Origin of the sequence: Paenibacillus sp. UNC496MF (assembly GCF_900113915.1) — a bacterium.
GTDB classification, from domain to species: Bacteria; Bacillota; Bacilli; order Paenibacillales; family Paenibacillaceae; genus Paenibacillus_Z; species Paenibacillus_Z artemisiicola.
This window is the reverse complement of record NZ_FORE01000005.1, coordinates 121,122-135,667: the sequence shown is the minus strand read 5'-3', so window position 1 is coordinate 135,667 and position 14,546 is coordinate 121,122. Positions and strand designations below refer to the sequence as shown.

The following is a 14,546-nucleotide window of genomic DNA, read 5'->3' as shown; positions in this document are numbered from 1 at the left end:
CGTTTATTCCGGCGGAGGAAGCGCGGGAACATTCGAACATCCGGGGCGGTGGCATCTGAACGAAAGGAGATGGGGACATGCCTTACGCGCGCGCCGGCGACGTGGACATGTTTTACGAGAAAATGGGCTATGGCGAGCCGATCCTGTTCCTGCACAGCGGCTATTCCCGGGGCATCCTGGCGTTCGCCGGCCAGCTGCTCGACTTCCAGCGCGGCTATACGTGTTATTATCCGGATTTCCGGGGCCACGGGCGGTCGCGCTGCGACAGTCCGGCATGGAGCACGCCGCGGCTCGCGGAGGACGCGATCGGGTTCTTGGACGCGCTCGGCATCGCGAAGGCGCACTGGATCGGCTACAGCCTCGGCGCGAACGTCGGATTGTACGGGGCCGCGCTGCATCCGGGGCGCGTGGCGACGCTGACGACGATCGGCACGAGCGGCTTCGCCGAGCCGGAGGGCGCCGACGAATACGAGCCGGAATGGCTGCTGGCCCACGGCAAGGACGACACGATCCGGCTGATGGCCGAGCGGCACGAGGAGGCCGTCCGCGGCGACTGGCGCTTGTACCCGCAGCTGACCGAGGCGCAGCTCGGCGGCATCCGCTGTCCGTCGCTGCTCGTCACCGGCGAGCACGATCCGTTCGTCGGCGAAGCGAAGATCCGGCGGCTCGGCGCGCTGATCGAAGGCTCGCGCACGGCGGTGATCGCGGGCGGCAGCCACCGGCCCCGTATGGTCCGGGAATATCCGGAGCAGGTGAACGATTTGATGCTGGGCTTCGTGGGCGAGCATCCGATCGGTCAGCGCGCACCCGAAAGCGAGGGGAATTCATGATTCGAGCCATGGAGCCGAAGGATATCCCGGCAGTACGGGCGGTGGCGGAAGCCAGCTGGCACGCGGCGTATGCGGGGATCATCCCGCCGGACGCGCAGGACCGCTTCCTGCGGAACGCTTACGGCGACGAGATGATGGCGATGCGGCTGGCGCGTTCCCTCATGCTCGTCGCGGAACGCGAAGGCGGGATCGTCGGGTTCGCGAACTTTTCGCGCGTTCGGGAAGGCGGCGAAGCGGAGCTCGCGGCCATCTATTTGCTTCCCGGGCATCAAGGCGAGGGGATCGGCACGGCGCTGCTTCAAGCCGGTCTAGCCGGATCGGCGGGAGCCAAGTTCGTGTGCGCTAACGTCGAGGCGGATAACCGGACGGGCATGAATTTCTATACCGCCAAAGGCTTCAAAGCCGTCGGCGAATTCGAGGATGAGCTGGAGGGTCACGCGTCGAGGATGGTCCGCATGCGGCTCGAACTGTGAAAACACCAAGTCCCTGCAAGCGGCAGGCGCAGCCAAGCTCCGCGCTCACCGCAAGCCGCTCGTCATTGGCGCGTCGCCGGCGGCTCGGATGGCGCTTGCAAGGACGGCTCCGGCACGGATTGCCCTTCCTTGCGGTGGATCAGCATGCCGGCGTAAATGGGCACGAGCATGGACAGGCCGGCCATAAGGGTCGGAAAGGGCAGCCGGTTGGCGAAGATCGCGCAAAACTCGCCGGCGAAGCCGCCGATCAGGTACGGAATCGCCGTTTTCGCTTTATCGGCGCCCGGCTTGGCGTAATACCAGGCGTCCCAGATGGCGTAAGCGTAGAAGCCGGGGTAAAAGAGCATGTAGCCGAAATCCGTCACGCCCACCGCCTGCGCATGGTGGCCGTTGAAGTCGAGGTGAATCGCGGAATTGATGTTGCCGGCGACGTTGTCGAAATGTTCGCAAATGACGAAGATGATGCCTTTCAAAAACTGGCGGTTGTAAATTTGGCCGAATCCGGGCATTAGCGTGGAAAACAAGCCGGCGATGACTCTCATGGGGCGGCTCCTTATGTCAAAATTTACATCTATTTCATAGTTTGTGGAAATGCAAGGAAATTATTCGTCAAGCTTCGCGGCATGTTATAATGGAGCCCATGAGTTTAACGCGAGCCGGGAGGTTCGCGCGCATGTCCGTTCGGCGAAATGCCGCCGGAACCGGAAGGAGAAGAAAGCGCGTACCCGCGGGCGGAATGCTTCGGGAATGGAATCAGCCGCCAGGGCGGGGGCGAATTGGAGCTTATGTTCCAGTATGCTGCCGGTTCGGCGCTTACATTCGGCGGCGGCGAAATCTCCGGAATCCGCGGATCGGGATGGCCGCGCGGACATCGCTTCAGCAGTCAATCCTAACAGTCGGAACGGGGGCATGGTTATGAGCAAGCGTTATCGCATCACGCGCGAACTGCAAGGCAACGGGGAGTCCATCTCGCTTGAGGAATGCAAGCGGTATTTCGAGGACAAGCCGGACTTCGACTATACGCCGGAGTACACGGTTCACGGGTCGACGACCGTCACCATTCCGGGCGATTTTTTCCTCTGGCGAATCGGTTCCGCCGTCATTCCGTTCCGCCATTATCAGGGGGACTTGTACGCGTCCGGGACGAACGAGGCCGTCATTCCGAAGATGATGGACGTCGCGAGCGACCTGCGGGCGGACGTCGTCGAAGGATAGCGTCCGAAGAACGGAATGATCGCGTAGACGACGGCACCAATATGCCGCCTAAATGCTAGCTTAGCGATCGTTTTCGCGCCTTATCGGGCACCGAAAACAAGCCGCCGACGCCGCCGTCGGGGGCTTGTTTTTTGCTTGCCGCGAAAAATAGGACCGGGAAAAACCGGCCGACCGCTCATAAAATGCCGTTCCGATGGGAATAATTTGGTAGTCCATTCATTCACCGAATTACTCCGGAGGAACCTGTTCATGTCGATAACGATTGAGAAAATAAGCCAGCACGCGCACGAGCTCGCGCTGCAGCAGCACGTCAAAGCCGCCGCCGGCCAGCCCGGCTACCTGCATCGGCAGTTCGAGGCCGACATCGCGGGCTTGCGGGCTTTCGCGGCGAGGCTGCAGGACGGGCCGCCCGGCTGCGGGCAGCAGGCGGAAGCGTGGCTGCTCGACAACGCGGAATTCATCGAGGAGCAAGCGCTCGACGTCCGCCTGCAGTTGGCCAAGCGGACCTTTCCGCCCATGCCCCGGCTGCGCGGCGACGGCAAGCTGCGCATTCACGCGGTCTGCACGGCCTACCTCGACCAAGTGGACGGCGTCCTGGGCGAGGAGACGCTCGCGGCGTATCTGAACGCCTACCAGGAAGTGTCCGTGCTGACGCTGGCCGAGACCCGTTCGATCCCGCTTATGCTGAAAATCGCGCTGGTCGGCCGGATCGCCGAGACGATGGCGATGGTCCGCGACCGGCGCGAGGTATGCGGCGAGGTGCAGGAACTGCTCGGGCGGATCGAGCCGGCCAAGCTGAACGCCGAGGTCATCGGCAAAGCGCTGGAACAAGCGGGCCAAAGCGAGCCGTTGTCCGGCCCGTGGGCGGCGCATCTGATCAGCCACTTGCGGGAATGGTCCGGCGACTCGGCGGCCGTGCGCGAATGGCTCGTCTGCAAATACGAGAACGGCTCGGAGGACCTCGACCGCGTCGTCACGTACGAGGCGAAGCTGCAAACCGCCTATCAGGCGAAGGCCGGCAATCTGATCACGAGCCTGCGGAGCAACGAGCGCCGCGACTGGAACGAGCTGTTCGCGACGGTCAGCCTGCTCGACCGCACGATGCGCGACGACGCCTCCGGCCTTTACGTGCGGCTGGACGCGTCCAGCCGGAACGAGCTGCTGAACCGGATCGCGGAGCTCGCGCGGCGCATGCGCGTTCCGGAAACGCTGGTCGCCGCGCAGGCGCTCGCGCTGGCCAAGCACGAATTCGAACGCCGCGCCGGCGCGCCGGCGTCCGCCGCCGGCCCGGCCGCGGGGTCCTCGCCGGACGGGGCGGGCGCGCGCGACGAACGAGACCGCGGCGATCTCGCCCGCGAAGCGTTCGCGGCGTTTTACCTGTTCGAGCCGAAGGGCGTCGAACGCCTCGTCCATTCGCTCAAACAATGCAGCAGCCCGAAGCGCATGCCCGGCGCGAGCGTCGCCAAACGCGCGCCCATGGGCTATTTTGCGTCCCTGCTGGTCTTGTTCGCGCTGCTGACGGCCGCGGCGGCGGTCTGGATCGGCGGCGGGCGGGCCGGCCTGACGGCGGCGGGCGCCGCCGCGATCGTCGCGGCGCTGCTCTTCCCGGTCAGCGAATGGGTCATGACGGGACTGCACTTCGGCATCGAGCGGCTGTGCCGGACGAGACCGCTGCTGCGGTACGATTTTTCCTGCGGCGTTCCCGCGGACGCGTCGACGATGGTGATCATTCCGGCCATCTGGTCGACCGCGGAGGAAGTGGAGGAGCTTGCCGACCGGCTGGAGATCCACTATTTGGCCAACCGGGACCGGAACGTCCACTTCGCCCTGCTGGGCGATTTCGCCGACGCGGCGGAGGAACGGCTCGCGTCCGACGACCGGCTCGTCGCTGCCGGCAAGGCGAAGATCGACCGGCTGAACGACCTTTACGGGGGCGGCGAGGACGGGCCGACGTTCCACTTCTACCAGCGCCGCCGCCGGTGGAATCCCGCCGAAGGGGTGTTCATGGGCTGGGAGCGCAAGCGGGGCAAGCTGGTCGAATTCGTCGAGCTGCTGCGCGGCGGCGGGGACACGAGCTACGAGATCCGGCACGGCGACGCGGGCGTGCTGCCGGGGATCCGCTACATCATCACGCTCGACGCCGACACCCAACTGCCGCTCGGCAGCGCGCAGCGGCTGATCGGCACGCTGCATCTGCCGTACAACCGGCCGCGGCTGAACGCGGCGGGGACGCGGGTCGTCGAGGGTTACGGCGTGCTTCAGCCGCGCGTCGGCACGAGCCACGATTCCGCCATGCGTTCGCGGCTCGCGTATTATTGGTCGGATCCCGGGATCGATCCTTACGCGTTTGCCGTGTCGGACCCGTACCAGGACGCGCTCGGGGTCGGAATTTTCACGGGCAAGGGCATCTTCGACGTCGACGTGTTCGGCCGGCTGCTCGGCGAACGGATTCCCGACAACACGGTGCTGAGCCACGACTTGCTCGAAGGCGGGTTTTTGCGCGCCGGTCTCGTGTCCGACATCGAGCTGATCGAGGAGCATCCGTCGACGTTCCTTTCCTTCCAGAAACGGATGCACCGCTGGGTGCGCGGCGACTGGCAGCTGCTCTGCTGGCTGCGCGCCAAGCTGTGCGACCGCCGGGGCGCGCTGCGGCCGATCGATCTGTCGCTGCTCACGCGTTGGCAGATCGTCGACAACCTGCGCCGCAGCCTGCTGCCGATCGCGCTCTTCGTCCTGTTCGCGCTCGCGGTCACGGTGCTGCCCGGCTATACGTGGCGCTGGCTGACGGTGCTGCTCCTCACGCTGCTGCTGCCGCTTATCCGGCAGTTCGCGGCGCTCGATCCGGCGGATCCGCGGCCGCGGCGGCTGTGGGCGACGCTCGTGCTGGCGGGAATCGGACTGTGGACGCTGCCGTTCCAAACGGCCGTCCTGCTGGACGCCGTCGCGAAGACCGTGTACCGGATGTTCGTCAGCAAGCGCCGCCTGCTCGAGTGGACCAGCTTCTCCCAGACGGAGCGCAGCCAAGGGAAAGCACGGCGGCAAACGATTCTCGGCGCGGGCGGCGGCTACGCCCTCATCGTGCTGTTCGCGGCGGCGACGGCGTTCCGGGCGACCGGCGGCTCGCTGTGGTTCGGGCTCGCCCTGTGCCTGTTCTGGGCGCTGGCTCCGCTCGCGGTGCGGTGGCTGGACGGACCGGCCTTGGCGGCAAGCCGGCCGCTCGAAGCGGCGGAGGCGGAACGGCTGCGCGGACTGGCCAAGGAGATTTGGCAGTTCTACGAAGATTACGCCGGACCCGAGGATCATTACCTCCCGCCGGACAACGTGCAGATCGACCCGGCGAACGGCGTCGCCCACCGGACGTCGCCGACCAATATCGGCTTCCTGCTGTCGGCCGCGGTCGCCGCGCGGGAGCTCGGCTTTATCGCGACGCCGGATATGGTCGAGCGCCTGGAGCGGACCGTCGGCGTCATCGAACGGATGGAGAAATGGCACGGGCATCTGTACAACTGGTACGATACCTCGACGCTCGAGCTGCTGCGCCCGGCGTACGTCTCGACGGTGGATTCCGGCAATTTCGTGGCCAGCCTCATGACGGTCAAGCAGGGCTTGCTCCGCTGGCTGCGGACGGACGGCTGGCAGGCCAAGGGCGCCGCGCCGGGACCGCTCGCGGCGGTCGGCGCGGAGTTCGCGCTGGAGCTCGACCAGGCTCGTCCGGACGAGCTCTACGAAGCGAAGCGGCGGCAGCGGAACCCGGAAGGGCGGATCCAGCCGGGCGCGGCGGCGTGGATCGGTCGCGGCTACGAGCTGGCCGAGCGGCTGGAGCGCTTGATCGTCGCGACGGACTTCCGCGAGCTGTACGACCATAAAGCGAAGCTGTTCGTGCTCGGCTATCACGCCGATTCGGGGCGGCGGGACACGATTTTGTACGATTTGCTGGCGTCGGAGGCGAGGCAGACGAGCTTCGTCGCGATCGCGCTCGGCCAAATTTCCGTCGCCCACTGGCTCGCGGTCGGCCGCACGGCCAAGAAGCAGGGCAGCCGCACGGCGCTGATTTCGTGGTCGGGCACGATGTTCGAATACATGATGCCGTGGCTGATCATGCGGACGTACCCCGGCACGATCTGGGACAGCACGTACCGCGGCGTCGTGCGCCGCCAAATCGAATACGCGAAGGAACGCGGCGTGCCGTTCGGCATCTCGGAATCGGGCTATTACGCCTACGACTATCAGCTCAACTACCAATACCGGGCGTTCGGCGTGCCGGGCCTCGGCTTCAAGCGGGGGCTGGACGAAGACCTGGTCGTCTCGCCGTACGCGACGATCATGGCGCTGCCGTACGCGCTGCGGGAGGGGCTGCGCAGCCTGGACCGGATGGAGTCGCTCGGAGCCCGAGGCCAATACGGCTATTACGAGGCGATCGACTTCACGGCGGGGCGGATGCCCCAGGGCGAATCGCACAAGGTCATCCGCAGCTTCATGGCGCATCACCAGGGCATGAGCCTGCTGACGCTCGCCAACCTGCTCGCGCCGAACTGCATGATCGACGATTTCCATGCCGACAAACGGGTCCGGGCCGCCGAGCTGCTGCTGATCGAGCGCATTCCGCCGAAATCGGCGGTTCTGACGCGGGAGCTGCCGGGCCGGACGCGGAGCGGGGGCGAGCCCAAGCCCGCGCAGAACGTGCCGCTGCGCGAGTTCGCGGCGGTGCCGGCGCCCGCGCCCGAAGCGAACGTGCACGGCAACGGGGCGCTGACGACGGTCGTCACGGAAACCGGCGCCGGGTTCATTCGGTACAACGGGCTCGACGTGACCCGCTGGCGCGAGGATCCCGTGCTCGATCCGTGGGGCAATTACCTCTACATCCGGGACGCGGCCCGCGACGTCTGCTGGTCGCCGTCCTATCAGCCGTGCCGCGCGCCGGCGGACAAGCAGCGCGTGCAGTTCATGCAGGAGCGGACGACGTTCCTGCGCGAGGACGCGGGCATCGAGACGCGGCTGGACGTCACCGTGTCCGCGGAGCATAACGCGGAGCTGCGGCGGCTCACGCTGACGAACGGCACGGGGGAGGCTCGCGTGCTCGAGGCGACGACGTTCCTGGAGCTCGCGATGGCGGACCATGACGCGGACAAGGCGCATCCGGCCTTCACGAAGCTGTTCATCCAGACGGAATACGCGCCGGAAGCGCAGTGCCTGCTCGCCCGCAAGCGGCCCCGCGGCGAAGGCGAGCGCTCCCTTTGGGCGTTCCACGCCTTCGGGGGAAGCGGAAGCGGCCTCGGCGAGCCGGAATTCGAGACCGATCGCGCCGCCTTCATCGGCCGGGGGCATTCGCTCGCGAAGCCCGCGGGGCTGGATGCGCGCCTCGGCGGGGCGACCGGCTCGGTCGCCGACCCCGCGTTCATTCTGCGCAGGCGCCTTCGCCTCGAGCCGGGCGAACAGGTCAGCCTCACGGCGGTAACCGGCGTCGCCGACAGCCGGGAGCAGGCGCTCGAGATCGCGGCCTCGCTCACGATGGAAGAGCAGGCGGAGCGCTCGTTCCGGCTCGCTTGGACGCGGAGCCAGATCGACCTGCAGCATCTGCGGATTACGGACGCGGACGCGGCGGCTTACCAGCTGCTGGCCGGACGCGTGCTGTATCCGTCGGCGCTGCGGCCCGAACAGGAGGCGGCCATCGAAGCGAACGCGAAAGGCCAGCCCGGACTATGGGCGCACGGCGTGTCCGGCGACCGTCCGGTCGCGCTGGTGCGGATCGCCGACACGTCGAACCTGCCCTTCGTCCATAAGCTGTTGGTCGGGTACGAGTATTTGCGGCAGAAAGGCGTGCTCTTCGACCTCGTCGTCTGGAACGAATCGGACGGCGGGTACCAGCAGGAGCTGCGGGAGGCGATACTGCGGCTGGTCGAGCAGTTCGCGCCGAACCGCGGAGGCGGGGCGGGCGTTCATATCGTGGCGGCGGCGTCGCAGCCCGAAGCGGACAAGGACCTGCTGTTCGCCGTCGCCCGGCTCGTGCTGGAAGCGGACGGTCCGAGCTTGCGGGCGCAGCTGCAGCCGCACGAGCCGAAGCGCGGCGCGGAGCCGCCCGGGCTGGCGCCCGCGGCGGCGCCGAACCGCTACCCGGCGCCCGCCGCGTCGGGCGACGAGGCCGCGGGCCTGGCGTTCTACAACGGCTACGGCGGCTTCGCGGCGGACGGCTCTGAATACCGGATCGTGCTCCGCGGCGGCCAGCGCTTGCCGGGGCCGTGGATCAACGCGATCGCGAATCCGACGTTCGGCTGCCTGGCCTCCGAGCTCTACACCGGGCATACGTGGTGGCGCAACAGCCGGGAATGCAAGCTGACGCCGTGGTCCAACGATCCCGCGCTGGATCCGCCGGGCGAGGCCGTCTTCGTCCGCGACGAGGACAGCGGCGAATATTGGGGCCCCGCGCCTTCCCGCAAGCGGGAGACGGAGGGGACGTACGCCGTGGCGCACGGCCAAGGCTACTCGCGCTACGAGACCGAGCGCCTCGGCATCCGTCAGGAGATGACGGTCTACGTCCCGCCGGAGGATGCCGTGAAGATCGTCCGGCTGCGGCTCCGCAACGTTACGGACGATGTCCGCAGGCTGTCCGTCACGTACTACGCCGAATGGGTCATCGGCGTTCACCGCGAAGGGACCGCGTCCCATATCGTCACGGATTGGGAGGCGGCGGACGCCGTCCTGCTGGCCCGCAACGGATATCAGGACACGTTCCGCGAGGCGACGGCGTTTCTGGCCGTCAACCCGCCGGCGGGGGAGGCGGACCGTTCCTGGACCGGCAGCCGGCTGTCGTTCGTCGGCCGCGAGGGCGATCTCGAGGAGCCGGCCGCGATGCGCCGGACGCGGCTGTCCGGGGAGACGGGCCCGTCGCACGACGCGTGCGGGGCCGTTCAGGCATCCGTCGCGCTCGAGCCCGGCGCGGAGCGCGTCGTGTACATCCTGCTCGGCTGCGCGGATTCCCGCGAAGCCGCGGTCGGGCTCGCCCGCAAGTATCGCGAGCCCGAGGCCTGCGACCTGGCGCTCGAAGAGATGCGCGCCTACTGGAAGGGCATCAACGGCACGATCCGGGTGAAGACGCCGTCGGCCGAAATGGATTACATGCTGAACAACTGGCTGCTGTACCAGTCGCTGTCCTGCCGGATGTGGGCGCGCTCCGGCTTCTATCAGGCCGGCGGCGCCTTCGGCTACCGCGACCAGCTGCAGGATTCGCTGTCGATGCTGCACAGCCGTCCGGAAATGACGCGGCAGCAGATCATCCGCCACGCCTCGCACCAGTATCTCGAGGGCGACGTGCAGCACTGGTGGCACGAAGAGACGCACCGCGGCATCCGGACGAAGTTTTCGGACGACCTCCTGTGGCTGCCGTACGCCGTCGCGCGGTACTTGTCGCATACGGGCGACGAAAGCATCCTCGAGGAGACCGCGCCGTATCTGCAGAGCGGGCCGTTATCCGCGGACGAACACGAACGTTACGAGGAGACGGTGCTGTCCGGGGAGAGCGGCACGGTTCTGGACCACTGCTTCCGCGCGATCGACCGCTCGCTCGGCCGGATCGGCGAGCACGGGCTCCCGCTCATGGGCATCGGCGACTGGAACGACGGCATGAGCAACATCGGCCCGCAAGGGCGCGGCGAGAGCGTCTGGCTCGGCTGGTTCCTCGGCGATGTCCTGCGCGCCATCGCGGACGTTTGCGAGCGGCGCGGCGACGGCGAGCGGGCGGACCGGTACCGGAACGCCCGCCGCGAGCTGGCGGAAGCGATGCAGGAAGCGGCCTGGGACGGCAAATGGTACCGCCGCGCGTTCACCGACGCCGGCACCTGGCTCGGCACCGTGCATAACGCCGAGTGCCGGATCGACGCGATCGCCCAATCCTGGTCGGTCATCTCCGGCATGGCGCCGCATGACCGCGCGGAGCAGGCGATGCGCTCGTTCGACCGCGAGCTCGTGAACCGGAGCCTCGGCATCGCCCATATTTTGACCCCGCCGTTCGATAAGACGGAGCCGAGCCCGGGCTACATCCAAGCTTATCCGCCGGGCATCCGGGAGAACGGCGGCCAGTACACGCACGGCGTCATCTGGAGCATCGTGGCCTGGAGCCTGCTCGGGGACGGGAACAAGGCGTTCGAGCTGTTCAACCTGTTCAACCCGGTTTCGCATACGAAATCCCAGCTCGAAGCCCGTACCTACGTCGGGGAACCGTACGTCATGACGGCCGACGTCTACTCGGAGCCGCCGCATCGCGGCCATGCCGGCTGGACGTGGTACACGGGAGCGGCCGGCTGGATGTACCAGGCCGGCGTGGAGTGGATTCTCGGGCTGAAGCGCAACGGCGACCGGCTGATCGTAAAGCCGTGCATTCCGTCGGATTGGCCGGAATTCGAGATGACCTACGCGTACAAAAGCGCCGAATACCGCATCCGCGTTCTCAATCCGTCCCGCAAGACGGGCGGCTTGTCGGCGCTCGCGATCGACGGGAACGCCGTGGCGCTTCATGCCGGGGCGTCCGAGGAAGGGGCGGCCATCCCGCTCGCGGACGATCGGGCGGTCCACCATATCGAGCTGACCCTGTGACGGGTTCGCGCTCGGCTCGCCGGAACGGCCGTTCGGGCGCATCGCTTTCGATGCGGCCGGACGGCCGTTTTCGGCGCTGCGGCGACGTTAAGGGAGAGCAGAAAAAACAATGGAACGTATGTTCTGTTTGTGCTACGATTAGGGAAGCAATCACGATCGAAAACATGCCTTTGAAAGGAAGCTGGACGAGCGATGCCGAGACGATGCGCCTGGGTCAACGAAGACCCGCTTTATCAGAATTACCACGATTTCGAATGGGGCGTTCCCGTCCATGACGACCGGAAGTGGTTCGAGCTGCTGTCGCTGGAAGGGGCGCAGGCGGGCCTCAGCTGGTACACCGTGCTGAAGAAGCGCGAAGGGTACCGGCGGGCGTTCGACGGCTTCGATCCGGTTCTGGTGGCGGCGTACGGCGACGACAAGCTGGAAGCCTTGGCGGCCGACGAAGGCATCATCCGCAACCGGCTGAAGATTCGGTCGGCAGTCGAGAACGCCCGATGCTTCCTGCAGGTGCAGGCGGAGTTCGGCAGCTTCGACGCTTATATCTGGCGGTTCGTCGGCGGGGCGCCGATCCGGAACGACCGGCGCTCCGCCGCCGAGGTGCCGGCGACGACGCCGCAGTCCGACGCGCTCAGCAAGGATTTGAAGAAGCGCGGCTTCAAGTTCGTCGGATCGACGATCTGCTACGCCCTGATGCAGGCGTCCGGGATGGTCGACGACCATACGCGGGACTGCGATTTTCACCATGCGGGCGTTCGGCCGTCTTAGGGACGGACGATCGGGACGTTCGGGCCCGGCGTCGGGACGCATGCCAGGACCGGCTTCGCCGCGGTTGGCCCCGGGTCCGCGCTTGCGCCCGGAAATCGCGTTGGACTGGGCGGGAACTCCCTCGGGCGGAGCTGCATCTGCTGTGCGGCGGCCATTTCCTCCTCGAGGAGGCGAGCGTGACGGTCGCGGCGCTGATCAAGCGGTTTTTCGGGCGCGTGTACGGGTTCTAGCCGCTTGGGTGCGGCACGCGGCGCGATTCGCGCTTGACGGCGCTTCGGCCGCCGGGTTATAACTGGAATAAGTTTCTTGCCGTGCATAGTCGGAAATTCGATCGACAGCTCATATTCGAAGATCCATGAACGGGAGAGTAGTTCCGCGATGCACGTCGCAGCGAGCCGGGGCGGTGGAAGCCGGCACGTGCGCGCGGACACGAAGCGCACCCGGGAGATGATCCGCCGAAACGAAGTAGGCGAATCCGGCGAAGGGCCGTTATTCCGGCGAGCGGCCGAAGCGCGTATCGGCACGTAGAGTGGTACCGCGGGAACATGGCTCTCGTCTCTAATCATAGAGACGAGGGCTTTTTTGTTTTTCCGGGCGGCCCGGTTCAAGCGGGCCAAAGATGCGAAGGGGAGTGGTCGACCATGGAGAAGAAGGACTTGAAGACGTTCGTGCTCGGGAAGCTCGAGCTGCGGGAAGGCATGCGCGTCCTCGATTTGGGGTGCGGACCTGGCGGGGACCTGCTTGCGCTCGGGAAACGGCTTCGCGACGCGTCGTACGACGGCGTGGACGCGTCCGCGGCCGCGATCGCGGAAGCCGAAGCGGCGGCGGCGGGCGACGGGCGGTTCCGCTTCCGGACGATGGATATTTCCGCGGGCCTGCCGTTCGAGGACGGCTGCTTCGACGCGGTGTATTCCATCAACCTGCTGGAATGCATCGTCGATAAAGCGGCGCTGCTCCGCGAAATCCATCGCGTGCTGAAGCCCGGCGGGCAAACCGTGATGGCGCATCTCGACTTCGATACCCAGCTGTTCGACGGCACGGACAAAGCCCGCGTGCGCCGCCTCGTGCAGGCATACAGCGACTGGCAGCAAGCCTGGATGGACGATTGCGATGCCTGGATGGGCCGCCGGCTGTGGAAGCATGTGAACGGCAGCGGATTGTTCGACGGCGCCGTGGACGCCTTCGTCTTGACGGATACGCGCTTCGAGCCCGGTCGTTACGGCTACGACCGCGCCATGGATTTCGGCGCGATGGCGAAGCGGGGCTTGGTCGCGGAGGCGGACTATGCCGCTTTTCTGCAGGAGCAGCAGGCGCTCGGCGAAGCCGGACGGTTCTTTTACAGCATTACGATGTTTGCCTACGACGGGCGGAAGAAGGGCGGTTGAACCGCTGCGACGTCAGCTTGACGAATGCGGCCGGAAGGATTAAATTTAAACTAAGTCTAAAAACTGCGAGGAGGGGATTCGGATGTCCCGCCAAACGTTGACCGCGCCCCGAAAGCTGATCCTGGATATCGTGACCCATTCGCACGACCATCCGACCGCTTCGGACATCATCGACCGCCTGAAGAGCCAAGGCCAAAGCGTCGCTTACGCGACCGTATATAATTCGCTCCGCTATTTGACCGAACAGGGGCTCATCCGCGAGCTGAAGCTCGAGAAGGATGCCAGCCGCTACGACGCGCGGACCGAGGATCACCAGCACATCGTCTGCGTATCCTGCGGGAAAGTCAGCGAAGTGCTGACGGTCTCGCCGAAGGAATGGCTTCGGCGGATCGAGGAAGAGACCGGGTACGCGATTTCGGAGGAACAATTTCTATTCAAAGGGGTGTGCGCGGAATGTCGGACGTCGGCCAGCCTATCGACGCATTGAACGCGGATGCTTTTCCGGACGGCGCGTTCTGCGATACGACGCGAAGAATCGTCGTCATCAGCCCGTTTCCCGCGCGGCTGCAGGGGCTCGTCTCGGAGCTGATGGCCCGCTGCTACGACGTGCTGATGTTCCACAGCGCCAAGGAGTCGGTGCTGTCCCTGCTTCAAAACGACCTCGTCGTCGTGGACCTCACGTGGGGGACCGAGGAGGTCGTCCCGGCGCAGGCGGCCGGCTCGGCCGACTGCCTCTATTTGGTCGGCAGCCGCACGGTGCGGCCCGTGCCGGAGGGCCACACGCTGGCATGGCCGTCGGCGCTCGAGACGGCGCTCGCGAAGATCGAAGCTCTCGCGGGCCAGAGCAAGCCGCAGACCGACGCGTCAGCCGACCGTCTGCGCTTCAAGGACGTGGAGATGGATCTGAAACGAATCATCGTCCTGCACCGCGGCGCGAAGATCGACCTGACGAAGACCGAATTCGACCTGCTGCGCGTGCTGCTGACGTCGGACGGCGGCGTCCTGTCCCGCCAGGAAATCATGGAGGCGATCTGGGGCGACGGCTATTTCGGCGGAAGCAATTCGATCGACGTGCACATCAAGAGCTTGCGGCAGAAGCTGGGCGACGACCCGAAGCGGCCGGTCTATATCGCGACCGTTCGCGGCGTCGGCTACCGGCTCGGCGAGTAAGCGTACGCGCCATTCGCAGGGCGGCCTTCGGCAACACGGAGGCCGCCCTGCGGCTGTCCGCGACGGCATCGACCTGCGGCGGCTGTCCGTGACGGGGTCGCCCAGCGAATATCCGCCTGGAA

General features: G+C 66.4%; 9 protein-coding genes. 8 read left to right on the top strand and 1 reads right to left on the bottom strand.

Translation table 11 applies throughout. The annotated features are described in order from the left end of the window. The first annotated feature begins 77 nt into the window (after positions 1-77). Positions 78-830: an alpha/beta fold hydrolase gene (locus BMZ79_RS05430; protein WP_090637366.1), complete on the top strand. Its 753-nt coding sequence runs from the start codon at positions 78-80 to the stop codon at positions 828-830. Continuing rightward, entirely contained in the window at positions 827-1,303 is a 477-nt protein-coding gene (locus BMZ79_RS05425; protein ID WP_090637364.1) for a GNAT family N-acetyltransferase, read from the top strand. Before BMZ79_RS05430 ends, BMZ79_RS05425 begins: the two co-directional genes overlap by 4 nt. 62 nt (positions 1,304-1,365) lie before the next feature. Here the strand turns inward: BMZ79_RS05425 and BMZ79_RS05420 are convergent, their stop codons facing one another. Then, positions 1,366-1,845, bottom strand: coding sequence for a hypothetical protein (locus tag BMZ79_RS05420; protein ID WP_256252572.1), 480 nt, complete (start codon positions 1,843-1,845; stop codon positions 1,366-1,368). A 373-nt stretch (positions 1,846-2,218) separates the two neighbouring features. On the opposite strand from BMZ79_RS05420, the gene BMZ79_RS05410 reads away from it, so the two are divergent. From BMZ79_RS05410 to BMZ79_RS05380, 6 genes are all read left to right on the top strand, one after another. Further along, complete coding sequence (locus BMZ79_RS05410; protein ID WP_090637361.1) at positions 2,219-2,518, top strand: hypothetical protein; 300 nt, start codon at positions 2,219-2,221, stop codon at positions 2,516-2,518. Positions 2,519-2,767: 249 nt separating this feature from the next. Beyond that, positions 2,768-11,104, top strand: coding sequence for a GH36-type glycosyl hydrolase domain-containing protein (locus BMZ79_RS05405; RefSeq protein ID WP_090637359.1), 8,337 nt, complete (start codon positions 2,768-2,770; stop codon positions 11,102-11,104). Positions 11,105-11,296: 192 nt separating this feature from the next. After that, entirely contained in the window at positions 11,297-11,869 is a 573-nt protein-coding gene (locus BMZ79_RS05400) for a DNA-3-methyladenine glycosylase I (protein ID WP_090637357.1), read from the top strand. Between the two features lie 641 nt (positions 11,870-12,510). Continuing rightward, positions 12,511-13,254, top strand: coding sequence for a methyltransferase domain-containing protein (locus BMZ79_RS05390; protein WP_177222020.1), 744 nt, complete (start codon positions 12,511-12,513; stop codon positions 13,252-13,254). 82 nt (positions 13,255-13,336) lie between these two features. Then, positions 13,337-13,741: a Fur family transcriptional regulator gene (locus tag BMZ79_RS05385; RefSeq protein ID WP_090637351.1), complete on the top strand. Its 405-nt coding sequence runs from the start codon at positions 13,337-13,339 to the stop codon at positions 13,739-13,741. Beyond that, entirely contained in the window at positions 13,738-14,424 is a 687-nt protein-coding gene (locus BMZ79_RS05380; RefSeq protein ID WP_256252571.1) for a winged helix-turn-helix domain-containing protein, read from the top strand. Before BMZ79_RS05385 ends, BMZ79_RS05380 begins: the two co-directional genes overlap by 4 nt. Positions 14,425-14,546 lie beyond the last annotated feature (122 nt).